Origin of the sequence: Phyllobacterium endophyticum (assembly GCF_003010935.1) — a bacterium.
GTDB lineage: Bacteria > Pseudomonadota > Alphaproteobacteria > Rhizobiales > Rhizobiaceae > Phyllobacterium > Phyllobacterium endophyticum.
Window position 1 is genome coordinate 94406 of sequence record NZ_PGGN01000008.1, and the last position, 24447, is coordinate 118852.

At 54.2% G+C, this 24447-nt stretch carries 20 protein-coding genes and 2 pseudogenes; 3 read left to right on the forward strand and 19 right to left on the reverse strand.

Annotated elements, in window-relative coordinates:
* Window positions 1–353: 353 nt before the first annotated feature.
* From CU100_RS26055 to CU100_RS26090, 8 genes are all read right to left on the reverse strand, one after another.
* Window positions 354–1592, reverse strand: coding sequence for a D-amino acid dehydrogenase (locus CU100_RS26055; RefSeq protein WP_106719552.1), 1239 nt, complete (start codon window positions 1590–1592; stop codon window positions 354–356).
* Window positions 1593–1658: 66 nt separating this feature from the next.
* The gene (locus CU100_RS26060) at window positions 1659–2042 is read right to left on the reverse strand and encodes a RidA family protein (RefSeq protein WP_106719553.1); all 384 of its coding nucleotides are present in this window, start codon (window positions 2040–2042) and stop codon (window positions 1659–1661) included.
* A gap of 172 nt (window positions 2043–2214) precedes the next feature.
* On the reverse strand, window positions 2215–3225 hold the full coding sequence (locus CU100_RS26065) for an ABC transporter ATP-binding protein (RefSeq protein WP_245419267.1): 1011 nt from the start codon (window positions 3223–3225) through the stop codon (window positions 2215–2217).
* Complete coding sequence (locus CU100_RS26070) at window positions 3186–4199, reverse strand: ABC transporter ATP-binding protein (protein ID WP_106719626.1); 1014 nt, start codon at window positions 4197–4199, stop codon at window positions 3186–3188. The genes CU100_RS26065 and CU100_RS26070 overlap by 40 nt, the downstream gene beginning before the upstream one ends.
* 9 nt (window positions 4200–4208) lie before the next feature.
* Complete coding sequence (locus CU100_RS26075) at window positions 4209–5183, reverse strand: ABC transporter permease (protein ID WP_106719555.1); 975 nt, start codon at window positions 5181–5183, stop codon at window positions 4209–4211.
* Between the two features lie 3 nt (window positions 5184–5186).
* On the reverse strand, window positions 5187–6227 hold the full coding sequence (locus CU100_RS26080; RefSeq protein WP_106719556.1) for an ABC transporter permease: 1041 nt from the start codon (window positions 6225–6227) through the stop codon (window positions 5187–5189).
* A gap of 73 nt (window positions 6228–6300) precedes the next feature.
* Window positions 6301–7968, reverse strand: coding sequence for an ABC transporter substrate-binding protein (locus CU100_RS26085; RefSeq protein WP_106719557.1), 1668 nt, complete (start codon window positions 7966–7968; stop codon window positions 6301–6303).
* Between the two features lie 248 nt (window positions 7969–8216).
* Complete coding sequence (locus CU100_RS26090) at window positions 8217–9734, reverse strand: D-aminopeptidase (RefSeq protein WP_106719558.1); 1518 nt, start codon at window positions 9732–9734, stop codon at window positions 8217–8219.
* 245 nt (window positions 9735–9979) lie between these two features.
* Between CU100_RS26090 and CU100_RS26095 the strand changes: the two genes are divergently transcribed.
* Window positions 9980–10654, forward strand: a complete 675-nt coding sequence (locus CU100_RS26095; protein ID WP_170113980.1) for an RraA family protein — start codon at window positions 9980–9982, stop codon at window positions 10652–10654.
* A 90-nt stretch (window positions 10655–10744) separates the two neighbouring features.
* Window positions 10745–12153: pseudogene (locus CU100_RS26100) on the forward strand (FAD-binding oxidoreductase).
* A gap of 294 nt (window positions 12154–12447) precedes the next feature.
* Here the strand turns inward: CU100_RS26100 and CU100_RS26105 are convergent.
* Window positions 12448–13233 carry an IclR family transcriptional regulator gene (locus tag CU100_RS26105; RefSeq protein WP_106719560.1) on the reverse strand — a complete coding sequence of 262 codons (786 nt, stop codon included), beginning with the start codon at window positions 13231–13233 and terminating at the stop codon, window positions 12448–12450.
* A 209-nt stretch (window positions 13234–13442) separates the two neighbouring features.
* Here CU100_RS26105 and CU100_RS26110 point away from each other — a divergent pair.
* Window positions 13443–14577: pseudogene (locus tag CU100_RS26110) on the forward strand (fumarylacetoacetate hydrolase family protein).
* Between the two features lie 38 nt (window positions 14578–14615).
* On the opposite strand, the gene CU100_RS27440 reads toward CU100_RS26110, so the two are convergent.
* From CU100_RS27440 to CU100_RS26160, 10 genes are all read right to left on the reverse strand, one after another.
* A complete protein-coding gene (locus tag CU100_RS27440) occupies window positions 14616–15047 on the reverse strand; it encodes an IS3 family transposase (RefSeq protein ID WP_245419269.1) in 432 nt (143 codons plus the stop codon).
* A gap of 415 nt (window positions 15048–15462) precedes the next feature.
* On the reverse strand, window positions 15463–16617 hold the full coding sequence (locus CU100_RS26120; protein WP_106719561.1) for a M20 aminoacylase family protein: 1155 nt from the start codon (window positions 16615–16617) through the stop codon (window positions 15463–15465).
* A 233-nt stretch (window positions 16618–16850) separates the two neighbouring features.
* Complete coding sequence (locus tag CU100_RS26125) at window positions 16851–17630, reverse strand: ABC transporter permease (RefSeq protein ID WP_106719562.1); 780 nt, start codon at window positions 17628–17630, stop codon at window positions 16851–16853.
* A complete protein-coding gene (locus CU100_RS26130; protein WP_106719563.1) occupies window positions 17627–18364 on the reverse strand; it encodes an ABC transporter permease in 738 nt (245 codons plus the stop codon). Before CU100_RS26130 ends, CU100_RS26125 begins: the two co-directional genes overlap by 4 nt.
* A complete protein-coding gene (locus CU100_RS26135; protein ID WP_106719564.1) occupies window positions 18365–19132 on the reverse strand; it encodes a transporter substrate-binding domain-containing protein in 768 nt (255 codons plus the stop codon).
* 31 nt (window positions 19133–19163) lie between these two features.
* Complete coding sequence (locus CU100_RS26140; RefSeq protein WP_106719565.1) at window positions 19164–19946, reverse strand: ABC transporter ATP-binding protein; 783 nt, start codon at window positions 19944–19946, stop codon at window positions 19164–19166.
* Between the two features lie 621 nt (window positions 19947–20567).
* Window positions 20568–22034, reverse strand: coding sequence for an amidase (locus CU100_RS26145; RefSeq protein WP_106719566.1), 1467 nt, complete (start codon window positions 22032–22034; stop codon window positions 20568–20570).
* 60 nt (window positions 22035–22094) lie between these two features.
* On the reverse strand, window positions 22095–22823 hold the full coding sequence (gene glnQ / locus CU100_RS26150) for a glutamine ABC transporter ATP-binding protein GlnQ (RefSeq protein ID WP_106719567.1): 729 nt from the start codon (window positions 22821–22823) through the stop codon (window positions 22095–22097).
* On the reverse strand, window positions 22820–23476 hold the full coding sequence (locus CU100_RS26155; RefSeq protein WP_106719568.1) for an ABC transporter permease subunit: 657 nt from the start codon (window positions 23474–23476) through the stop codon (window positions 22820–22822). The genes glnQ and CU100_RS26155 overlap by 4 nt, the downstream gene beginning before the upstream one ends.
* A gap of 45 nt (window positions 23477–23521) precedes the next feature.
* Window positions 23522–24265 carry a transporter substrate-binding domain-containing protein gene (locus tag CU100_RS26160; protein ID WP_106719569.1) on the reverse strand — a complete coding sequence of 248 codons (744 nt, stop codon included), beginning with the start codon at window positions 24263–24265 and terminating at the stop codon, window positions 23522–23524.
* Between the last annotated feature and the right edge of the window lie 182 nt (window positions 24266–24447).

Here is a 24447-nt window from a genome sequence, read left to right on the forward strand (position 1 = left end):
TTCGTTATCGCAGCGCGCAGTACGAACCTTTCGGAAAGAGTGTCAATATTGACTTAATGGACTTATGCTTTCGGAGCACTCGTTGGATCAAAGAGAATATACTGTAGTGACTACATCAACATGGGCGGCTTGACGTTGGCAGATTTCTCAAGATCGGGATGTCGGTTCATCGACGGTACATGCCTGCGTTATGGGCATGCACAACGCGTTTAGGCAGATCGATTAAAATATCGCTTTCGATTCATGCCTGGCGCCTTCGCCAGCACGGATGTTGGATCAATTCACCACTAATCTGAAATACGTCGCCATTGGTCAGACAGAAAACTTGCTCTAATGCTCGTCATCCCGCTATGTCAGCTGAAATCTTCAAAATCCAGTTCCGGCTTCCTGCCAAGCATTTCGTCGGTGACCAAGGTCGCTGTCCCACAAGACCATGTCCAGCCCAAGTGACCGTGCCCGGTGTTGAAAAAGAGGTTGGTATGGCGCCGGCGTCCGAGAATTGGCGTGCCGGACGGCGTCATCGGGCGCAGGCCAGCCCAGTATGACGGCTTCGAGAAGTCGGCGCCATCTGGAAACAGCTGGCGCGCCGCTTTGATGATATGGTTGAAATCCTCTGGTCGATGCGACTTATCGTGACCGCAAAATTCTGCGGTACCCGTGAATCGAAGCCGGTCCTTGAATTTGGCCCAAGCTATAAGATTGTGCTCGTCCAGCCCTCCTACTTGTGGCCAAAAGTGGCTGTCATCGATCGGAAACGTCACCGAATAGCCTTTAACGGGGTAGATCGGCACCTTGTAGCCGAGGAACTTGGCGAGCCGCGGTGAGAGCGTTCCGGCTGCTATAACGAAGCGATCAGCCAAAAGGCGACCGGCCGTGGTTGACACCGAAGCCACGTCACGCCCCGAGGTTTCAAAGCCTGTGACCTCGGTGTTGAACCTGAAGTCGACGCCAAGTCCGACGCAACGCGCGTACAGAGCACGGGTGAAGAGGTGAGCGTCACCCGTCTCGTCCGTGGGGCAGTAGAGGCCGCCAGCGAGTTCGTCGCGCAGGTGCTTGAGCGCGGGTTCGACCTCGACAACTTTGCTCATCGGGAGAGCCTGGAGATCTAGCCCGTTGTCGGTCATGACCTTCATGTTCACGGTGGCAAGATCGAGTGCCTTTTGTGATCTGTGCAGATAGAGTAGGCCTTTGGAGCGGCCCTCGAAATTGAGTCCCTCCTTTTGCCGCAACTCCTGTAGTTTCCGCTGGGAGTATTTCGAAAGGCGTGCCTTGCGCGATGTAAAGAGATGAGCCTTTGCGTTCGTGCAGTTCTTCAAGAACTCCCAGCACCAGGCATACATCGCAGGGTCAAGCGTAGGCTTCAGCCTGAGGGCCTGTCCATCCGTGAACAGCGATTTGATCAGTGTGATCGGAGCTTGTGGCGACGCCCACGTGTAGGAATGACCGGGGCAAATAAGTCCGGCATTTGCGAAGCTCGTCTCAAGCGCAACGCCTGAGGCCTTTTCGACGACTGTTACGGTCTCTCCTGCAATCGCGAGGTAATAGGCAGTGGTAACGCCTGCAAGGCCACCGCCTATTATGATTACTCTCATGTCAAGAGTCCCGGCATTTTCACGTCCTAAAAAAATCAGCCATCGTGTCTGGGTGCTGCAAAGCCATCAGCGGCGAAGCTCGCTGACATCAGCCTGCGCGAGGATCTCGATATCGGCACCCGGCACGATCAGACCGGCGATGAATGTCGCGCGGACAGGATAGGGCTTGTTGAAGAACTTGGCATATACTGAGTTCATGCCTTGGAAATGCTTGTGATCGGTGAGAAACACCTGCACCTGAAACACGTCGTCCATTGTCGCGCCAGCGGCTTCAACCGATTGCATCAGGTTCCTCAGAGTCTGCTCAGTCTGGGCCTCGATCCCACCTGCCTCGATCGATCCATCCGCGAGGCTTGGAATGCTGCAAACATAAAGCGTCCCGTTTGCAATGCCGGCTAATTCGACCGGGGACTTGCCTTCGGGAAGTCCTGTGTTGACGATTTGGCGCATGGTCACCTCCTTGTGCTGTTCGATACTTAAAACTCGGCATCCGAAGCGGAAACCGATCTAACGCACCGACAGTAAAGGCTTCATTCGCGCGCGAATACGCGTGGATTTTTCACCCCGCGAAATTTATTCGAACATACAGGCTCTTGTCCTCTGCGTAGCGCTAAACCGACAGCTAGTTTATCGGGAAATGGCATGCGACCATTCGACCGGAGCCAACATCCCGCGGAAGAGGAACCTCAGCGGCACATTTGGCTGTTGCAAAGGGACACCGCGTGTGGAACCGGCAGCCGCTGGGGGGCGTCAACGGGCTCGGTAGATCGCCTTGCAACTTGATGCGCGGCGATTTTGACACCGTGCTATCGTGACTTGGCACCGAGGATATGAGGGCGGCTGTATACGGATGAGCCGGTTTGTGCATCACGTCATCTGTCGTGCCTATTTCGACTATCCCGCCGAGATACATTACGGCGGTACGCGTTGATATCTGCCTTACTACACTCAAATCGTGCGCAATGAAGAGATAGGTCAGCCCCAGCTCGTCTTGAAGATCCATGAGCAGATTGATGACCTGCGCTTGAACCGATACATCGAGTGCCGACACGGCCTCATCGGCGACAATGAATTTGGGTTTGAGCGCAATTGCCCGAGCAATACCTATTCGCTGGCGCTGCCCGCCTGAAAACTCGTGAGGATAACGGGTCAGAAAGCTATGTGACAGTCCGACCATATCCATGAGTTCACGAAGTCTGACCTGGATATCGCGCTCACTCGCTTGACCGTGGATACGGATCGGATCGGCGATCAGGTCACCAATTCTGCGCCGCGGATTGAGCGACGAATAGGGGTCCTGAAAGATCATCTGCATCTTCGAGCGCAAGGGTCTGAGCTCGCGCCGGTTTTTGGCCGAGATATCAAGGTTGTCGAACTCAATCTTTCCGCTGTCTGCGTCGTACAGCCGCAAAAGGGTACGACCGAGAGTGGATTTACCCGAACCGGATTCCCCGACAAGACCTAAGGTCTCCCCTTCGTAAACATCCAGTGATACGTCATTTAGAATGCGAACCTTACGTCGGCCGCCCTTTTGAAAATAACCGCCGATAGGAAACGATTTCGAAACGTCAGTGGCGCGAAGTAATGGTGTGCTCATTCTCCGGTTCTCTCCTGAGCCGAGTTCCGTTGCCATTGATGCGAACCATTTTCTGCCAGAAAACATGCCGCGAACTGCTCGTTGCAGCGAAATAGGGGAGGGGCTGCGTTGCATTTCGAGAAGCTGAACTCGCACCGGGGCCGAAAAGAGCATCCCTCGGGCCGGTTTCCGGGTAGGGGTGGACTGCCCGAAATTGAAGGGAGTCGGTGAGGTCGCTCTCCAGTCATTGGTGGGATAGAACGCATTAAACCCAATGTGTAGGGATGCTGCGGTTTATCCAGAAGATCACTCTTTGCCCCGTTTTCGATTATCCGCCCGGAATACATAACAAGGACCCTGTCGGCGATTGTCGATACAACACCCATGTCATGGGTGATGAGGATAATCGATGATCCATATTCGCGGCGCAGATCCTGCAATAGATCGAGAATCTGTGCCTGCACGGTAACGTCGAGCGCAGTGGTTGGCTCGTCAGCGATGAGAATTGCAGGATCGCAGCTAATTGCCATGGCAATCATGGCACGTTGACGCATGCCGCCCGACAGCTGGTGTGGAAAGCAGCCGTAAGCTCGCTCGGGATCGGGGATGCCCATCTTGCCAAGGAGTTCGACCGAGCGCGTGCGGGCAGCCTTTGCGCCCACACCGAAGTGAATCCGCAACTGCTCGGCAATTTGCCATCCAATCGTGTGAACGGGCGTCAAGGCAGTCATCGGATCCTGAAAGATCATCGCGATCTCTCTGCCGCGGAGCTTTCGCATTTCCCTGGCCGAGAGGCCAGGAAGATTGCGTCCCTTGTAGCGTATAGTTCCGCTGATCATGGCATTCGGATCGGTGATCAGACGCATGATCGCCAAGGACGTCACGCTCTTTCCGGACCCTGACTCGCCGACGACGCTTACGATTTCACCGGCCTTCACGTCGAAAGAGACACCTTGGAGAATCTCGACCGGCCCCTGTTCGGTACGGAAGGCGACCGTGAGATCTCGGATTTCAAGAATATTGTCTGACATGACGGTCACCTACCTTGCATCGCGCACGCGCGGATCGAGCCAAGCATGGGCAACGTCGACGAGCGCATTGGCGAGAACGACGAAGAAAGTCGAATACATTACCGTCGCCATAATGAAAGGAAGGTCGAGATTTTGCAGGGCCTGATAAGTGAGCCGGCCGATACCTGGAAGATTAAATACGACCTCGGTGAGGATTGCCCCGCCGCCGACGAGCGCGCCGAAATCTAAGCCGAACATCGAAAGCAATGTGATGAGCGAGGTTCGCAACGCGTGGCGCAACATGATACGGGATTCTGAAAGTCCTTTCGCACGCGCGGTTCGGACATAGTCCTCCTGGTAGTTCTCGGAAAGGCTTGCCCTAAGGACGCGAGCATAGAGGCCGATGAAGAGGACCGATAGTGTGAACCATGGAACGACTAGCGTCTTGAACCAGAGCGACGGGCTTTCAAAGAATGAAGTATAGCCGAGGCCAGGGACCCAGCTAAACAGCCACGTGTCATGGAAACGTGACTGGGTTATCAGATTCATTACGGATCCAAACCAGAACACGGGCATGGACACGCCACACAATGCTAGCAGCATCAGGCCCTTGTCGATGACTGTCCCCCGAAAGATCGTTGCCACGATGCCCAGGCCAATGCCGGCCGTAAGCCAGATAACAGCCGCTCCAAACACCAGGGAGAGCGTGACCGGAGTTGCCTGCAAGACCGCCGGGACCACCTTTTGGCCACGGTTTACGAAAGACGTGAGGTCTCGCGCGATGAACAATCGCTGCATCAGCCGCCCATACTGAACATAGAGTGGGCGGTCGAAGCCGAATGATGCACGAACCTGCGCCAGCATCTCCGGCGTTGCGTTCCTGCCAGCGATGCGAGCAGACGGATCTGAACCGGGTGTTGCGAAGAAGATCAAGAAGGCGATGACACTGATCCCGAACATTACGAAGACCATGTCGAATGCGCGCCTGACGACAGCCAATAGCATTGATTAATCCTTTCCGACGCGAAGTTTTGCCTTCGGGTCGAAGGCTTCCTTCACTCCGTCGCCCAGGAAATTCAGACAAAGTACGGTTATGATAATAGCCAGACCTGGTGCGATGGCCACTAAGGGTCGCGTGTAAAGAAGTCCTTGACCATCCTGGATGATCGTTCCCCACGAGGCTGCCGGCGGTTGAACACCGATCGAAAGAAATGAGAGCGACGACTCTGTCAAGATGCTGAGGGACATCATAATTGGCGCAAAGACGATGAGCGTCGTTACGACATTAGGGAGAATATCGCGAACGAGGATCCTAGCAGTTGGCATCCCCAAACAGACAGACGCTAGCACGAAGTCGCTTTTTGCAAGTGTCAAGACTTGCCCACGAATTGGACGCGCAACATATGGGACATAGACAACGCCAATGATTGTAATGGGAAGAAGGAGACTGTTCGATGGGATGTGAAACGGTCCGATCTGAAGTCCCTTGCTGATCAGAACGATCGATAGCGAGATTGCCAGAAGATAAATTGGAAAGGCCCAGATGATATCGAGCAGTCTCGAGAGGATTGTGTCCACGATGCCGCCAAGGAACCCTGAAACAGTGCCTACAACGCCTGCCAGCAGCAGACAGAGCGCCGTTGATGAGAAGGCAACGATAAGGGAGTTCTGACCACCGTATAGGAGGCGTGCAGCAACATCGCGACCTTGGGCATCCGCACCAAGTAAATATTGACCTGTCCACGTTGGACCTATGGGTGTCACACCAAGCCCAAGACCTTCGGAATCGGCGGCCATGATTTCCGCCGGCTCGCCGCTTATTTCTATATGGCCGTCAAGATTCGACTGAAATGGGTCTGTCTGGGAGATGTGATCGGCATAGTAGGTCGCGCTGGCCGTAGACAGGATGATGGACGCCAAAAACAAGAACGACGCCACAGCGAGCTTGTCTCGCAAGAGACGGCTTAAAGCCGTCCTCCACGGTCCTTTGGGTTTGTTGCGCTTGTCTTTGCCTGCAGGGGCGGCGGAGGTGTTCGACACGATTGTCATTTTTTACTCTGAAAATTAAACTCAGCGACCAGTCGCGGGAAACGCCTGTTCACCAACGCTTTTGGCCGGCCGTTTAGTCCAGCCAGACCTTTGAAAAGATCATGCGTGCTTGATGGCTGTAGGTAAAATTTTTCAGGCGCTTGGAGACAAAGTAGAGCAGATTGGGCGAATAAAGGCTGACCCAGGGCGCATCATCGGTGATCTCATGGTCGATTGCGGACCACTTTTCAATGGACGCGGCCGGGTCGGTCAGAGCTGCCTTCATCGCCTGCTCCATCTTTGCGTCTATTGATTTATTGCAATAGCCGGAAATATTAGGTGACGCGTCCGAACCGGGGTGGAAAGCGCCGCAGCTAAACAGGACAGGGAGGAAGGTAGACGGTGCCGGATAGTCCTGCCACAAGGTGTTCACGGTGATCTGGACGTTGTTTTTGCTGTTCTGAGCGTATGTCCACTGAATATTTGAGGAGATGACCTTCAAAGTCGCATGGAGGCCGAGGTCATTGAGAACGCTGACGAGATAAGTACCGATTCTCGAATCAAAGCCAGCGTCACCAACGGTGACCGTTACCTTCTGGCCTGTCTGGCCCGACCGCTCCATCAGAGCTCTCGCTTTTTCCATGTCAGGCCCGGCCCACTTCTCCCCGGGGTTCTTCGAATAAGGGCAGTACCCCTTGTGCCCCGGAAAGTCGACGGGAAGGATCTGGCAATTAGCCTCGGCAAGGCGCGGGCCTCCGAAGATGTTGATAGCAGCGCGTCGGTTGACCGCAAAGTTGAGGGCCTGGCGTACGTCTTTGTTATTGAATGGAGCGATATTGGTATTCATTTCCGCGGCATAGGTCGCGAAGGAAGGATTGATGTGTATCTGGCCGGCACTTTTAGTGCTAATTTCCTTGAGGCGGTCCGCAGGTGGGCTGTCCCACATCCAGTCTAGCTGATCATTCTGAATTGCCGTCACGGCGTCTGCCGGTTGGACCCCAAAGCTATACTTGATCTCATCGACATAGCCGTCCGGCTGGGCATCCTCATTCCACACTTTGAACTCTGGATTGCGCTTCAATTCCATTCCCCGCTGAGGGTCATAGCTTGTGATCATGTAGGGCCCGGTAGCAGCTGACGGGGTGGTGCCGAGGTCACTTGCCTGAGTGTCGGCCGGCAAGATGGAACCGAATGGCACCGCGAGCTTGTAGAGGAACTCGGCATCGGGCTGGGTCAAATTGAATGTAACTGTACCATCGGCCTCATTGGCAACGACGCCTTCGGCAAGGCTGCAGGTCGCGGGGCTTTCCACGCATTTGTCACCACCCTTGATGACGTTATACCACAAGTTTGAATTGGGATTGCCGACCTTGAACAATCGCTCGAAGGTTGCAACGACATCACGAAGCGTAACCTCTTGACCGTTCGAGAATTTCACTCCCTTTCGGAGCTTGAATGTGTAGGTCTTTCCGTCTGAAGAGATCTTTGGCATTTCGCTGGCCAAATCGGGGACGATGTCGTTGCTGGGTTGACCGGCAGCTTTGCGAAACGTGACCAGACCATCATTCAGGACATAGAAAATCGGCCAATAAAAGCCGGTCTCATAGCTGATATGCGGGTCGATTGTCCCGGCCGCTGACGCGGCTGCGAGACGGAGCGTTCCGCCAATTTTCGGCTTATCTTCCGCACGCGCAATACCAACAGTCGCTGACGTGAGGAGAAGCGCCATAGCTGTGGCGCGGAAAATGTTATGATGCAACATGAAATCCCTCGTTGGTTCCAGCGTAGAATGGGCAAGAGAGAATAGTATTCCGAGTTGCCCGCGGCGGGCCTCTCCGAATAGGCTAATCTATCGATTTTCCTGCCTTGGGCTGCGCTGTCGATTGTTCCCGGTTTTTTGTTGTCTTCGACGAGACAGTCACATCCTATGTAGCTGGCGGAAACACTGGAACTCCCCAGTGTTTCGCCACACGAAAATATCGCAGGGATCCTCCCGCGACGCCCATTTGGTTAGCCGATATAGGAAAACGCGACATTTCGAGCCAATGGAGCAGAGACAAGTAAGACCAGCGTCCCATCGGGGGAGATTCTGCGCATGATCGACAAAGGCCCAGGCGCGACATCAATGCTTCGCAGGTTCGGCGTCTGCCATACGTCCTCACCGAGTGACTTCAAAATGAAAAGGTCACTTTTCCCGAGCGGTCCATGGAACGAGGCGTAAGTGATCCCGCTCGTTTCTCTTACAACTAGCGTTGCCGCAAGCTCGGGGCAGAAGAAGCGCCCTTCAAGCTTTTTACCGGCAGCAGAGCCCAGCTTTTTGAACACGCGCCGACGTTCGGCCATCGGCGGCTCGAGCTGATCTTCGTCGAGGTGGGCCGTTTCGTTGATCGGGTTGGCGAGCGCCGGGCAGATGATAGTCTCATCACCTTCAGCAACGACCATGACCCCGTGAGGAGGATCTGAAACCACCTCTGCAAGCAAAGCCTCAGAACCGTTAACATAGTAGCGGGAGACAGCAGACGAGTCTGTACCGTTGCCGGAGCCTGTCGCCGAGGCGATCAGACTTTCTGCCGCCTCCTTCGCATTGGCCTCATGATTGAACATCACGATAGCAGAGACGCCCGCGTCGCTGGCAAATGTCCTATGTATTCGCCAGCCACGCATGCCCCCCGTATGGCCAACCACTTTGACGTTGCCGACCAATCCATGAGCAAGTCCATAACCGTAGGGTGCCGGGGTGCCGTCGATAAAGGATTGTTCGGTTGCAATGCGATTGTATAGGCTTCCTTCCCACTTGCTCGCTTCTTGTAGGTAGCGCTCCCAGGAGATCAAATCCTCTAAGCTTGCAGAAATCCCGGCGTCGCCGATCCAGTGACTACGATTAACGGCAGCAAAGAAGCCAGATTCGAAATTTCCTTCATAGCCGGTACAATCGCTGGGGTAGGTTGCTGAGTCCGTGACTAACTTCGCTGTTGTCATCTTTGCCGGGGCGAATAGCCGCTCTCGCAATAGCGCGCCGAAATCCGTACCGGTCGCCTCCTCGATCAGGCTGGCGAGAATATGGAAATTGCTGTTCGAGTAGCAATATTCGGTTCCGGGGGCGAACTGCAGACTCGCGGTCTGCTCAAGAATTGCCCGAGCATTCGCACGATCGAAGGTCGCCTCAGCCGCGCCGCCAGCCAAGATTGAGAGAGTTGCATAATCCCTGATGCCGGATTGGTTATTGCACAAGTCTCGGATCGTTGGACGCTGGGTTCCGAGACTTGGGAGAAATGCACGAAGTCTTTCAGCCAACGCGACCTCAGCGTCGGGGAAAAGATCGAGCAGGAGTGCGCAGGTAAACTGTTTCGTGACAGAGCAGATCGGAAATATCGTCTCGGCAGTCATGCAGCGTCCTTCCGACGTATTCGCGTAACCCCACGCCTTTTTGATCAGAACCACGCCGCCTTTCACAACAGCCAGGGTGCCTCCCGGCCCGGCAAATTGCTCGGCAACTTTTTCGGCGGCTCGTTCGAGGTCAGGGGTCATCGTATTTCCTCATGTTTATCTCATCGGAGCCATTGGTAACATGGTGCTTGGTGGGCTCGAAGATGTGGCAATTTCGCAAGGCGAAAAACCCAGTCCTCCATGGCCCTTTAGGCTCGGCGGTTTGTGTCCAGCGAGATTTTTCCGCCTGGTGAAACATGGGTCCGTAGACTATGGCGAGAGCCTTGAAGGATAGTGCCGCCATTACCAGGAGTTCGCTCCTTAATTTGGAAATTCGAGGGATAATTATGACTTCGCAAAACGCTAACGCTCCGAATGTCTCTGCCTGGGTAGCGGCATCGGAACGGCTTGGTTCAGCGCTCGTGCTGGACATTATGGACAAGCTGGGAAGAAAGCACCAGGCAATCAAGAATGCCGAGCCGAGGACCGTTCGTAAGACAACGGTCGGTTCGGCCAAGACGCTGTTGTGGATGGATTTCGCGCACGACGATCCGAACACCTATGAACTAGAACTCAAGGCCGTCGATAGCCTGAAGAGCAATGAGGTCGTCGTCTGCGCTACCGGCAACTCCGACCGGTCGGGCATCTGGGGCGAGCTTTTGACGACTGCTGCGAAGCAGCGCGGTGCCGTTGGCATCGTCACCGACGGTGGCGTGCGCGACGTCGGCCAGGTTGAGGAGATGGGTTTCCCCGTCTTCGCACGATACGTATGCCCCTATGACAGTTTCAATCGCCAGAAGGTGGTCGCATATGATGTCCTCGTTGAGATCGACGGCGTTTCGATCAGGAGCGGCGATATCGTAGTCGCTGACCGGGATGGCATTGCAGTTGTCCCATCAGAGATCGCGACGGAAGTTTTGGCGTCTGCCAAGGCGAAGGCCGAGCAGGAAGATGCATTCCGCTCAGCTGTCAAGGCCGGATCGAGCCTTGTTGCAGCCTACGAGAAATTCCACGTTCTGTGAGGTTGCCTGCGTGCCTTCTTTGCGAGGGCACGCCATACCACACATCCCAGGACTCTAGTCTGGTGCCCACCACCTGCTTGAGAGGACAGCATGTATCTGCTGCGGCTTACATCGATACTAGGCGATGATCTCGTTCTGGTCGACCCGGCCCAAACCGAGCGATATTGCCGCGATTGGATGGGCGAGGTTATGGTTGAATGCCTGGCCGTCCTCCGGCCGCGAACGACTGAAGATGTAGCACGGTCGGTGCGGGCATGCAGGAAGCTTGGTCTGAGCATCGTGCCGCAAGGTGGAAATACGGGCCTCGTGCTTGGTGGCTTGCCAGATTATCCTGCGGGACAGGTCATTTTCAGCCTCGAGAGATTGAACAGGATCCGCAAGATCGAGTCCGCTGACTTCTCGGCGATTGTCGAGGCGGGGTGTATCCTTCAGACAGTCAAGGACGCCGTCGCGGAGAAGGGCCTGTTCTTTCCCTTGGCTCTCGGCGCACAGGGAAGCTGTCAGATTGGCGGCAACTTAAGCACCAACGCCGGTGGATTAAACGTGCTGAGATATGGCATGATGAGAGAGCAGATCTTCGGACTCGAGGTCGTGCTACCTGACGGGCAAATTTGGAACGGTATGTCGGTGCTGCGTAAAGACAACCGGGGTGTCGACCTCAAGCATTTTTTCATTGGTGCTGAAGGTACGCTTGGCATTGTCACTGCTGCCGCGATCAAGCTGTTGCCCAAGTCCACCAAGATCGCCACCGCATTGATAGCCGTTGCATCGCTTTGGGATGCTGTGTCGATATACGGCCTATGTAGGTCACTCTGCTCCGATTTGATGACTGCATTTGAGTTCATGCCGCGTTCTGCCCTATCGCTGGCGAAGGAGGCCATGCCGACCCTGGATTCCCCATTGCCGGCGAATACCCGGCCTATGTATTGATGGAAATAACCGGCTCAGGTTTTATCGATATCAACGCCCTAATGGAATCGACATTGGCGGAACTGTATAACCGGGGGCTTGTTCTTGATGGGGTGCTTTCGTCCTCAGAAAAACAGGCTAAGAACCTCTGGCCTTTCGAGAAGCCATGATCCATGGAATTGCAAACCGCGGGCGCCATCTACGTACCGATATTTCGGTGGCGTTTTCGCGATTGCCTGATTTTGTTGACCAGGCCGAGCGGCTACTGACGCTGACGATGCCTCAATGTCAGCCCGTCTCCTATGGTCATGTTGGTGATGGTAACGTTCACCTAGACATTATTCCTCCGGCTAATCTGAGCGAAGAGGGGAAAATCCAGGCTGTAGAGGCGGCAAAGGGATCTACTATTCGATCTGGTTTACGAATTCGATGGCAGCATAAGCGCGGAACATGGTATTGGTCGGGAAAAGCGTGACGAGTTTATCAAGTCGACACCTGCGGTAACAATTAAGCTGCTGAAATCTATCAAGAATGCCATAGATCCCGATGGAATTATGAATCCAGGTTGCCAGTTGCCGCGCGCAACGTAGTGGAACTCTGTCCCGCGCCAGATCGGACGACGCCAGTGCCTTCCACACTTCGTGAAACACTCGTAGCCAGTTTTCGCCCATCACCTTTCTGATGTCCTGTTCAGCGCAGCATCGTTTAGCAATGGCAAGCGCCCCGATGTACCAATACCCCTTGGTGTTCTAAGGCATTTACATTTCCCACGGTTGAGCATTGTAGTCTTTCAGTCTCACTGGCCGCTTGCGATCCAATTGTCGTATGACTGCTCTGCGGTCAGAGCGTCAACGAACGGCTCTTGGATGCAGATCACACACAGTCTATTCGAAGAGCGCTTCAGGGCGCAATTTCTCGCTGATCTCGCGGCTGGCGTTTAGTAGCGCAGTTGCAGCGGCGTTGATCAAAGTATCAGAGCGCCGTTGGACAGGAGCCGAGAGGCTGAGGGCTGCAAATGGGAACGCTAGGTCATCCAATATGGGAACGCCAACACACATCGATACGTCTTCATTCTCGCCTACCTCAACTGCGTAGCCTCGGGTGCGGACTTCGTTCAATTGCCGACGCAGGACGTGCGCGTCCAAGACCGTCCTGTAGGTCCTCTCCGACAATGATACGGACAAAACTCTCTCACGCTCAGTTTCTGCAAGATAGGCCAGGATTGCCTTGCCAAGGGCCGTAGTGTGCATCGGATCGCGCGCGCCGATATGCGCCTGCATACGCAAGGCACGTGTTGATTCTACAATCTCAATATAAATGATCCAGCCCTGTGTCTCGATCGCAAGATTGATCGTTTCGTTGAACTCGCGATTAAGGTTCCGCATAATGGGCATGGCCACTTCCCGCAGACGGTGAAGGCTTCGGTCGGTACGTGCCAGGGAACGGAAAGCAGCCCCTATGCCGTAACGATCATTGGCTATGTCGTGGCGTAGAAAAGATGTTGAACTCAGAGTTTGCAGATAGCGGAATACGGTTGTCTTTGGTAAACCCACCGCCGTTGCCACTTCGGTAAGCGAGACCTCCCGGCCGCTTTCTCCGATGTAATCCAAGACCTGCAGGGCCTTAATGACGGGGCCTACAATATATCCACCACCTTGTTTCGCGCCCACCTCTGCCCTCCAGATCAACGATTGTTCTTCTCAATTAATCTGCCATCATCCAGTTCGTTTCGCCAGGCGCAACTATTTCGCCTGGCGAAACGTTGTGCAGCTTCTATCGATAATAACTACCTAAATTTTTTCGCTTGGCGGAACGCCTGTTGTAGCGGCAGCATTTGTCGAGCCGCTATTGTCGTGTGAAAACACATAATGAAACCAGGATGTTTGCCATGATTGATCCGAAGGGCAGATTTGTCGGCAGGGTGTGGCGTCGCGATCTGAATGGACCATCAATCGTCGCGCTAAGGGGCGAACGGATCGTCGATATCACCTCGAAGCGAGTCCCGACCATGCGGGACCTGTTGGAGCTCCTAAGCCCTGCGGAATACATGGAAACGGCGGCTGGTCAGGATCTCGGGTCGTTCAATACGGAACAAGTGCAGGGTGAAATTAGTCTGCTTGCACCATTCGATCTCCAGGCAATCAAGGCATGCGGGGTCACATTTGCCAGTTCGATGATCGAGCGCTTGATCGAGGAACGGGCAGTCGGATCGCCGAGCGATGCGGCGCGAATAAGAGGCACAATCTCCGGTATTCTCGGTGGCAGTTTGCGATCGCTGAAGGCTGGTTCACCAGAAGCGGCTGAAATCAAGCGCGCGCTGATCAAGGAGGGTGTTTGGTCTCAACATCTTGAAGTCGGCATCGGTCCAGACGCAGAGGTGTTTACGAAGTCCCAAGTAATGTCGTCGGTTGGCCACGGGGGCTGAGATTGGAATATTGCCTAGCTCGCAATGGAATAATCCAGAACCGGAGATTGTTCTGGCAGTGGACAGCGTCGGTCGCATCAAAGGCGCGACGCTCGGCAATGATGTCAATCTGCGAGATATTGAAGGGCGTTCGGCACTGCTTCTCGGGAAGGCAAAGGACAATAACGCATCATGCTCGATAGGACCGTTCATCCGTCTGTTTGACGATAGTTACTCGATCGAGGATGTCCACAAGGCGGAACTTGAGCTATCGGTAATCGGTACAGATGGATTTGTTTTCAAGGGCAAGAGCTCCATGAGTGAGATCAGTCGCGATCCGACTGATCTCGTGACACAGACCATTGGCCGTCATCATCAGTATCCGGATGGCGTGGCGCTCTTCCTGGGAACGCTTTTTGCGCCGGTTGAAGATCGCGATGTCGAAGGGCACGGTTTCACAAATAAGATCGGGGATGTAGTTTCTATCTCGAATCCGCAACTCGGAACATTGCGCAACACTGTGGCGCTTTCAACAGAATGCGTCCCGTGGACGTTTGGCGTGTCCCACTTGATGCGAAACCTCGCGGCACGTAAGCTGATATGTGCCTAACGCCAAGAGCGTGTTTTGGCGTCTCGACAGTGCATAGCCTAAGCTTTCCGGTTGCAGCCGTCGAGAATGACGGCCAGATAGCAAAAGCCAGCGGCAATCCTGCTGTAGGTAAAGTCGGCAACCCACATCATGTCGGGGAGCGGTGGGATCAGGTTGCTCGGGTAGATCGGTAAATCGTGGTTGCTGTCGGTCGTGCGAACATAGTGCCTTCGAGGCTTGATCCCCATGCCTTTGGCCCGCATGACACGCGCCACCCGCTTGTGATTGACGAGGTGGCCTCGCTGCTGAAGCTCGTGCGCCACATGACGGTCCATCGTGAGCTGGCCGACCTTGCGTTTCAGTGCCACGATGTGGGCCTCGTACTCGGCGAGGACACTGACTTCTGCTTCTTCATCATTGAGTTCGCCGCGATCGAACTGCGTCAGCCAAAGCTGGATGAGGTTGGCCGAAACGACATAAGTGCGCTGCAACGCGCCGTCCGATGACGCAGTTTCGAATATCCTGACAGAGTTGCAGCTTGGACGGTGTCAAGTGCCGTCGATATGCTCCTCGGGACTTTATGAGCCTACTCCTATTGAGGCCCACATTGCGTATCGTTTTTTCGTGTCCTGTGGTCCAGCCCGAGGGGTTCACTCCAAAACCGGCTCAATACCGCGTGGAAACCAACACGTCAGCTCTGAAATCGTCACATGTCCAAGCCGGCGGTAGACCTGCAACATTTACGATCAGACGTGATCCGGTAGGTGGGGGCATAACACCGCATACCGATGATCTGAGGGGGAAAGCGGTGGTCCTCGTAGTTGATCGGCGGCGGGGTCATCTCCGCCGAATTATGTTAAGCCCACGACAACGTGACGTCACCCTTTTGTCGACTACGGCCAAAAATCAAGCGGACGTGTTGAGCGCTACATTGACCAAGCAGAGCCAGTACCCCACGCCGAATTGCAGCGCCTCATCATCGAAATCATAGTTGGAGTTGTGCAAAGGCGCACTGTCGCCATTTCCAATGAACATGAAGGCTCCAGGTCTCGCTTCGAGCATATAAGCAAAGTCTTCTCCGCCCATAATTGGACGCGTATCCCCTTCGACATTGCTTTCACCAACAACATCTGTTGCTGCGCGAATTGCAACTTCTGTCTGAATATCTGCGTTTAGCACCGCTGGAGCGTTTTTCTCGAAATCGATGGTGAAATTGATGCGATGAGCCGCACATATCGATTCAACAACCTCATGAAAACGCTCGCGAAGCATTTGTCGCGTCGCCGGGTTCAGCGTGCGGATAGTCCCTGCAATTTCCGCAGTATCGGGTATGATGTTCATCGCTGTTCCCGAATGGAGCTTGCAGACCGAGACGACAGCGGAATCGAGCGGATCAACATTCCGCGATACCAGCGTCTGCAGGTTAATCACAATTTGAGAAGCTGCAACAATCGGGTCAATTGCAGCATGCGGCAAAGCCGCGTGACCGCTCATTCCACGCAAATGAATTGTGAAATCATCGGTTGCGGCCATGATGGCGCCAGACCGAATAGCGAACCGGCCGACGGGAAGTCCTGGCAGATTGTGCATGCCGAATACATTTTCGATCTTGAAGCGATCTAGCACGCCCTCTTCTATCATGACTTTGGCGCCTGCACCTCTTTCTTCAGCCGGCTGAAAAATGAAGACCACTGTACCATTGAAGTTTTTCTCATTGGCCAGGTATCTAGCCGCGGCCAAAAGCATTGCCGTGTGCCCATCATGTCCACACGCATGCATTTTCCCAGGTATTTTCGACACCCAAGGGCGCCCCGTAGTTTCGGCAAGTGGCAAAGCATCCATATCTGCTCGCAGACCGATCGTTTTTCCTGGACCACGGCCGCGCAGAACACCAATCACGCCATTGCGAGCAAATCCTTTATGGACCTCATCCAGTCCGAACTCCTGAAGCTTCTCGGCCACGAAATTGCCGACAAATTTCGTGTCGAACGTGAGTTCCGGCTGGGCGTGGATCATTCGACGCCATGTTACTGCCTCGGTATTGAACTGCGCATTTGTCATTGTTGTATATATGTCCCTGCAAGCCGGCCGCTTACCAAGAGCGTCGGACGAAAATATCCCAGTTGTCCCGTTTCCCATTTTATAGAATAACTAAGACGACAGACGCCGGAATGCCGCGTTATGTTACTTATCGGCCTCTTCGAAGCGTACCCAACGCCACAGACCAGCCTGAACCCCCTATGGCCAATGTGCGTAATTCACGGCTGTTTTGCATACCTACAACCGAAGCCTGCCTAGGCAAGGCGCACCGGCGTTTGCCTTTCAAGCCAACGGAAAAACATCACGATAACCCCGGTCATCGCCATATAGATCACTGCGAGCAGCAGAAGCGGTTCATAGATGATCAATGTGTCACTCCTGATTTTTCTGATTGCTCCGTAAAGCTCCATGATCGTAACGGTCGACACAAGCGGGGTAGCTTTCAGTTGGAGCACCGTATCGCCGCCGATGGTTGTGAGTGCACGCCGCAAAGCTTGCGGCATCCAAATACGATAAAGTATGGCAAATCGCGGCATACCCATTGCCTTGGCAGCTTCCAGTTGGCCATGCGGCACGCTGCGGAAAGCGCCGCGCATAACTTCAGCTTCATAGCCAGCCGCTGAGAGGGTCAATGCTAGAACAGCGTAGGGCCAACCTTGCCGCAAGAGTGGCCATAGTGAGGAATCGCGTATCCACGGGACTGAAGGAAATAGCGAGCCGACCCCGTAATAGATCAACCATATCTGCATCAAGAGCGGTGTACCGCGAATAACTGTGCAAAATATCCGCGAAGGCCAGGAGAGGTACCATGGGCCTGCAGCCTGTGCCAGACCGATGGGAAGCGCCAGCATCATCCCGACGCCCATGGTCAACGCTGTTAGCCAGATCGCCCACCAGACGCCCTTTACAATCAGCATCTGATATTCCGGATCTGCCAGCCAGGACCAGTTCAGCGCGAGTATACAATAGGCGATTATAGCAACGCAGAGGAAAATCAACACGACCCGATGCGGTTTAAGCAGTGACTTCGTCATCTGGCGGAACTCCGTTGACCCTTACGGGCCCATTTTTCAATCCGCCCGAAAAAGTAGATCGAAATCAAGGACATGATCAAGTAAAGCAACATGGACGCCGAATAGAAGGTGAAAAATGCTTTCGTTGCGGAGCTTGCTAAATAGGTGGCTTTGCTCAGTTCAGCGAACCCGATGACTGCCAGCAGCGCGGTGTCTTTGGTTGCATTCAGCCACTGATTGCCTAAACCAGGCACCGCGTTCGCTGTCATCAACGGAAAGATCACCCGACGTGCGACCTGTGCTGGCGACATGCCCATCGCGCGCGCCGCTTGGATCTGGCCTTGTGGAACCGCAATGATCGCGCCACGTAGCACTTCGGTCTGATATGCCCCCTGCACAACAGACAGGACAATTATACCGGTGACAAATTGCGGCAAGTCGATACGGCCATGCCCGATCGAGACAAGCATCTCATTAATGAGCCCCGGCACGGCGTAATACAATATCAGGATTAGGACCAACTCAGGGACTGCCCGCACCAGTGTGGTGTAGGACGCCCAAAGATCGCGGCCGACGGGGCCGCCATACAACTTTCCGAAGGCACCTGTTATCCCGATGATAAAGCCCAATGCATAAGCACCGATCGCGATCAGTAGAGAGTTGACAAACCCAGCCAAAAGGACTGCCCCCCAGCCACAATCGCCGAATCCCAACAGCGCCAGGGAGGAAAGTTGTGAAGCGGAGGGGCAGATCATTTAGTCACCGTATATATTAAAATTAAAGTACTTCTTGGTGATCGCATCATACGTCCCATCAGCGCGGATCGCCTTTATCGCGGCATTCAGAGGCTGTTTCAGGGGATCGCCTTTGCGGACACCAAGTCCTACACCGAGACCCAGAACCTCCGGATCAGGAGCCACCAGCCCAGCCGACTTACAGCATTCCCGACCGGTACCGCTATCCAAGAAGGCCTGCAACTGAATGGCATTGGCTATCACGGCGTCCAACCGGCCCGCAGCCAGATCCTGATAAGCTTCATCTTCGGTCTGATAAGTCTTGACCTCAGCAGCGCCCGCGGCGAAATGCGTCTGTACATACTGCTCATTGACTGTCGATACCTGTGCGCCGATTACCTTGCCGGTCAGCCCCGCTTCATCGGGAGTAATGGACGAGTCTTTTGCGACCGCTACCATCGTAGGCGCAGCATAATATTTATCAGAAAAATCAATGATCTTTTGACGCTCTGGGGTGATCGACATGGACGCCATGATTACGTCAATCTGACCAGATGTTAGCGCCGGGATAATGCCATCCCACGAAGTCGGCGTTAGAACGCATTCCAGCTTCGCTTGGGCACAGATCGCATTGATCAAGTCGATTTCCCAACCGACCCACTTGCCGCTAGAATCCTGCGAAGAAAAGGGCGGGTATTGTCCATTTTCATTACCGATCTTGATGGGGTCGGCCGGCGCTGCAGTCCCCATCACCAGTGAGGCGACGGCTGCGAGAATTAGTTTTTTCATAGTTCTCTCCCCTTTAAATGCCCGGCCATTATCAGCCGAGGCTCCTTAGAAACTGTTGGAGTCGTGGCGATTTGGGTGCACCGAACAACTGTTCGGGCGGTCCTTCCTCTTCGATGATGCCGTTGTGCAGGTAGATGACATGGCTCGCGACTTCGCGGGCGAAACGCATTTCATGCGTAACAAGAACCATGGTGCGGCCTTCATCGGCCAAACTGCGAATGACCTGCAACACCTCGCCAACCAGTTCCGGATCAAGCGCCGAGGTGGGCTCGTCAAACAACATCGCTTTGGGTTCGACGCACAATGCACGGGCAATCGCGGCGCGCTGCTGCTGGCCGCCAGACATAAATGCCGGATACGCACCTTCCTTTTCGGCCAGACCAACGCGTTTCAGAGTCTCTCTAGCGCGCTCAATCGCCTGATCTTTCGGAATTTTCAGTACGTGGACCGGCACCTCAATCAGGTTCTCCAGAACCGTCTTGTGTGTCCATAGGTTAAAGTCTTGAAACACCATTCCCAGGGATTGCCGCAGCCGTTCCAACTGCCGCCGGTCCGAGGGCGCACCGTCGGGCCTCATCCGTACCGCTTCGTCACCAATCCTGATCTCACCACCCGAGGGCGCTTCAAGAAAGTTTATGCAGCGAAGCATAGTAGACTTTCCCGACCCTGAACCGCCTATGATTGCAACGACATCACCAACTCGGGCGGTTAGGGACACGCCCTTCAGCACTCTGTGCTCACCGAAATTTTTTTTCAAATCGCTTACTTGAATGGCGACTGGCGTTTCTTGGGTTAGTAATGGTTTATTTAACATACGTTCCCGCCACTTCTTTGATCTGACTTATCCGGCAAGGATGCCGCATCGTATTACGAGGTTTGCGCACGGTCGCCGATTATCGCTGTTCGAATTCCATGCTCAGCCAAAAAGAATTGATATGTTGCCGGAACGAGGCCACGACGTAAGCTCCGCATTGTTGACACGAAGGCGCAATTAACGAGATGAAACCACACCTTGAAAGCGACCTTCGATAACTTGTTGCGTCAGGTAATCGAGTACTTTCATAGCCTCCAATGTGCGTCCGATTCTATCGATAATCGTTAATCGATTGCCTGTCAACTACCTCCATCACGGCATCTCAGTTTGAATTTTCATTGGTACATCGTTTGAAGAATTTAGTGGCCAATAGCGGCGCAGACACTGACCCATCGAGTCCTAACTGGTAAGCGCGGTAGGCGGAGTGACCTCGAAGCAGAGTTCACATCCATGAAGACTGTTATCTGAAGAACGCAGGCGATCATTTAATTTCGCATTTGCAGTCTGTGAGCAGCGGCAAGTGGGTTCAACATGCTTGCGCACTGACTGGCCATCGTTCAAAACATAGGCCGACCGGCCCTCGCTTGATCGGTCACTATCAGCATGCCGTCCAGCACTGGGCTAATTCCTGACACGGCGGTCAAGTTGCCGAACCCCTTGGCTGTTGCTGTCCGCGTCGAGAAACATCGTCGGGCGGCGCAAATGCCAGCTGGTTGCTTGCTGGAACGCAAGGCCAATTCGTAAGGCCAACCGTTCCTGATGCTCTCTGCACACAATCTGAAGTGATGTCGGAAGATCCTCGGCGTTCTTCCCGTTTGGCAGTGCGAGACCACACATTCCAAGGGTATTAACAAATCGAGTGAAACGCGAAGGCGGCCTGCTTCGATCGAGCCCTTCGACCGGAAGGGCTACGGATAGTGTCGTCGGTGTCAGCAACGCATCGACATTAACGAGCGCTCCGGAGATTTGGGCCTTGAACCTGCTTATTTGTTCGAAGGCGTCCGAGTACTGTTGTGGAGAAATGGTGCGCCCCGCTGAAATGCCCTCTCTTACACTCTCGTCAAGCAACGAAGACCCGTCATCGATCACATCACGGAAATAGGCATAGGCCTCTGAGTTGACAATCGACATGTGAGGCCCGAAGCAGTCTTGGAACCGGAATGGAAGGTTGGTCTCCACAATCTCCGCGCCCAGGTTGCTTAAGGTCTCCAATGAGCGGTCGTAGGCTTCAAGAACGTCGGCTTCGACGCCCTCCCTTTCCGCTTTCGGGAGGGACCCGAGCTTGAGGCCAAGAACTCCGCCTTCCAATGCGCGCGATATGCCAATTACGGTGCCTGATCCAAAGGCGAATTGAGACTCTGAACCTAGCATCACGTTGTAGAGTATAGCCGCGTCAAGGACCGATCTTGTGATCGGCCCTGGCGTATCAAAAGTCTTACTAAGAGGAATTATTCCGTCGGTCGCTATTTGATCAGCAGTTGTCTTCAACGCCGTGACGCCGCAAAATGAAGCCGGCAGCCGTACAGAGCCACCGGTATCTGTTCCGATCGCCCAAGGTGCGAGACTGCCTGAAACGGCGACCGCCGAGCCGCTACTTGAACCACCTGGGATCCTCTGAATGTCCTCGTCCCATGGGTTCCACGGAGTACCCATTTGAGGGTTGATGCCCCAGCCGCTGTAAGCAAATTCAACCGTCTGTGTTTTGCCGAGAATGATTGATCCGCTGGAGATAAGCCGCCTGGCAAGACTCGCAGTAACGCAAGAGCGACGACCTCGAAAATGCGCTGATCCTGCCGTCGTGATCTTGCCGTCGACTTCGAGCAGATCCTTCAGAGCGATGGGGATGCCGCAGGCTAGTCCACCATCATTTCGCGTATCCCTGCCTGCGTCTAGGCTTGTTGCCGCAAGCCTCGCCTCCTTCGCATAAACCTCAACGTACGCATTGAGCTTGCTATCGAATTTTGCGATCCGCGATAGATAAGCCTCGGTAATTTCCGCAGTCGAGATCTTCCCCGTCGCTCTCATTTCGCTAAGCCGCGATACCGGCAAAAAACATAGATCATCGCCATTCTTGCCGCCGTTATCCATTATTCACTCTTTCACTTTCAAATGAACTAAACATATCGCCAGCGGAATATGGGCATCGACCTACGCTACGTGTTGCAAGAACGTGCGTAGCCTTTCACTAGGCGGATCGCTCAAAAGTTGATCTGGTTTTCCGTCATGCATGATTCGTCCGCCATCCAGAAAAAGTAGGCGAGAACCCACGTCTCGGGCGAATCGGATTTCATGGGTGACGATGACCATCGTCATACCTTCTTCGGCCAATTGTCTCATAACCTGAAGAACCTCGAAACGAAGTTCCGGATCCAGCGCCGAGGTTGGCTCATCGAAGAGCATTAGTCTCGGTTTGACTGCAAGGGAGCGCGCGATTGCAGTTCGTTGTTGCTGACCTCCGGAAAGTTCGCTCGGATACGCCCTCATGCGCTCCTTCAGCCCAACCTTGATGAGAAGCGCCTCTGCGATCTCCGCCGCGTCCCTCCAACTCACCCCCCTAACCCTGAGGGGGCCAAACATTACATTTTCAAGCGCGGTCAAGTGGGGGAAAAGGTTAAACTGCTGGAACACCATGCCGGCTTCCAACCGGATCTTCCGTACTTCTGCTTTGCCACCGCGTACGCTGAGACCGTCAACCACGATATCGCCTTCGCTGACCGTCTCCAGTGCGTTGATACACCGAAGCAGTGTTGACTTCCCGGATCCGGAAGGACCAATCAGAAAAACTATTTCTTGGGAAGCGATCGATAGATCGATATGTTTGAGGACATCAACGCTGCCGTACCGTTTGACGACGCCGGTAATCTCAATGATGCTCATGCAATCCTCACGTGTTTTTCTAGCGATTTCAATAGGCTAGCCATGAGGCTGATCATTGCCAAATAAATTATGGCGACGGCAAACCACACTTCGACCGCGCGGTACGTGTCGGTCATAATTTCCTGGCCGGTTCTGGTCAGTTCGCCGACGCCGATGACGATCAACAATGACGAGTCCTTGAGACCGATCACGAACTGGTTACCAAGCGCAGGGATCATACGGCGAAACGCCACGGGACCCACGATGTATCTGATTACTTGTCCAAAACGCAGGCCCATCGCCAGTCCCGCTTCTTGAAGGCCGCGCGGAACGGCGAGCAAGCCTCCTCGTACGATTTCAGCCAGATAAGCGGATGAGTTGATGACCAGTGCCACAATGCCGGCGGTCAGGCCATCCAAGCGCACATCCATTAAAGCAGGGAGCCCAAAGAAGATGAACATGATTTGGACAACCATGGGCGTACCGCGGATCAGACCCACGTAAACCTGTGCAATGCTGGCTATGGGCGTGGGCGCATATGTCAGGATAACGCCCACCATCGCGCCCAGGAGCAGCCCTGCGGGTAGGGAAACAAGGGTAACGAAAAGCGTCACCCTCGCTCCATAGAGCAGACCTGGGAAGGACTCAAAAAATGCAGACCAATCGAAGGTCATGTGTGCGCTCTTTCGTTGGAGTGCTATGATGTGGAGAGGGGGGCTTTAAGACCCTGTCTTCCCAAACCACTTGCGTGACAACGCGTCGTACCGGCCGTCAAGGCGGATCTTCTTCAACGCGTTGTTAATCGGTTCGACGAGAGAGCTCCCTTTTTGGAGGGCAAAGCCAACCGGATAGTCTTCGCCTGCATGCTCATCCAGAAGCCGCGCCTTCCTCTTACCTTCGGTCAGGGCGTAGTATGCCAGGGTTGGATAATCGTAGAGGACGGCGTCGACCCGGCCCGCCTGCAAGGCCAGAAATGCGTCGGTGGCGTTCTGAAACTGCGTTAGTTCAGCCGACGGGAGATTAGCCTTGATCCATGCCACCTGTGCCGAGCCCGTCATGGCCGCCACATGTTTCGCGTTGAGGTCTGCCAGAGTCTTGATAGCGCTTGTTTCCGAGACGAGCGCCCCAGTTCCCGCCATGTAATACGGATCGGAGAAATCCACGACTTCCTTGCGCTTCGCGGTGATGAAGATGCTGGAAAAGCCGACATCGATGTTCTTGGTCTGGAGAGCTGGAATGAGAGCCGAGAAATCCATGGACCTCGCTTCAAATTTCAGTCCTGCTTCCTTGGCGATCTCCACCCAGAGATCGTAAGAAAACCCTGTATATTCTCCTCCCGAGTTGAAGATGAAGGGTTTGTTTGCGGGCTCAAGTCCGACGGTTACGGGTTGATCGGCGGCAAAAACGGAGCCAGCAAAAATTGCGGCCGCGAGAGCCGAAGCAAAGAAGATGCGTTTTTTCATAGTAGTTCCCTTTGTTTTCATGTTGGAGGGGTGCTCGCCTCTGCCGGAACAGAGTTGCGGCCTCACGCAAGCGCCAAAACGTCGATATCGCAGCGCCTGGTTTCTCGTCGCCGCATCGTTTAGCGATGCTGATATTAACGATAATCGCTAAATTTGGCATGTCAAGTGTTGATGTTGGAGGG

Coding starts and splice junctions, on each gene's coding strand:
- CU100_RS26055 (WP_106719552.1), bottom strand. CDS start 1,592: ATGAGAGTAATCATAATAGGCGGTGGCCTTGCAGGCGTTACCACTGCC.
- CU100_RS26060 (WP_106719553.1), bottom strand. CDS start 2,042: ATGCGCCAAATCGTCAACACAGGACTTCCCGAAGGCAAGTCCCCGGTC.
- CU100_RS26065 (WP_245419267.1), bottom strand. CDS start 3,225: ATGGCAACGGAACTCGGCTCAGGAGAGAACCGGAGAATGAGCACACCA.
- CU100_RS26070 (WP_106719626.1), bottom strand. CDS start 4,199: ATGTCAGACAATATTCTTGAAATCCGAGATCTCACGGTCGCCTTCCGT.
- CU100_RS26075 (WP_106719555.1), bottom strand. CDS start 5,183: ATGCTATTGGCTGTCGTCAGGCGCGCATTCGACATGGTCTTCGTAATG.
- CU100_RS26080 (WP_106719556.1), bottom strand. CDS start 6,227: ATGACAATCGTGTCGAACACCTCCGCCGCCCCTGCAGGCAAAGACAAG.
- CU100_RS26085 (WP_106719557.1), bottom strand. CDS start 7,968: ATGTTGCATCATAACATTTTCCGCGCCACAGCTATGGCGCTTCTCCTC.
- CU100_RS26090 (WP_106719558.1), bottom strand. CDS start 9,734: ATGACCCCTGACCTCGAACGAGCCGCCGAAAAAGTTGCCGAGCAATTT.
- CU100_RS26095 (WP_170113980.1), top strand. CDS start 9,980: ATGACTTCGCAAAACGCTAACGCTCCGAATGTCTCTGCCTGGGTAGCG.
- CU100_RS26120 (WP_106719561.1), bottom strand. CDS start 16,617: ATGACAAATGCGCAGTTCAATACCGAGGCAGTAACATGGCGTCGAATG.
- CU100_RS26125 (WP_106719562.1), bottom strand. CDS start 17,630: ATGACGAAGTCACTGCTTAAACCGCATCGGGTCGTGTTGATTTTCCTC.
- CU100_RS26130 (WP_106719563.1), bottom strand. CDS start 18,364: ATGATCTGCCCCTCCGCTTCACAACTTTCCTCCCTGGCGCTGTTGGGA.
- CU100_RS26135 (WP_106719564.1), bottom strand. CDS start 19,132: ATGAAAAAACTAATTCTCGCAGCCGTCGCCTCACTGGTGATGGGGACT.
- CU100_RS26140 (WP_106719565.1), bottom strand. CDS start 19,946: ATGTTAAATAAACCATTACTAACCCAAGAAACGCCAGTCGCCATTCAA.
- CU100_RS26145 (WP_106719566.1), bottom strand. CDS start 22,034: ATGGATAACGGCGGCAAGAATGGCGATGATCTATGTTTTTTGCCGGTA.
- glnQ (WP_106719567.1), bottom strand. CDS start 22,823: ATGAGCATCATTGAGATTACCGGCGTCGTCAAACGGTACGGCAGCGTT.
- CU100_RS26155 (WP_106719568.1), bottom strand. CDS start 23,476: ATGACCTTCGATTGGTCTGCATTTTTTGAGTCCTTCCCAGGTCTGCTC.
- CU100_RS26160 (WP_106719569.1), bottom strand. CDS start 24,265: ATGAAAAAACGCATCTTCTTTGCTTCGGCTCTCGCGGCCGCAATTTTT.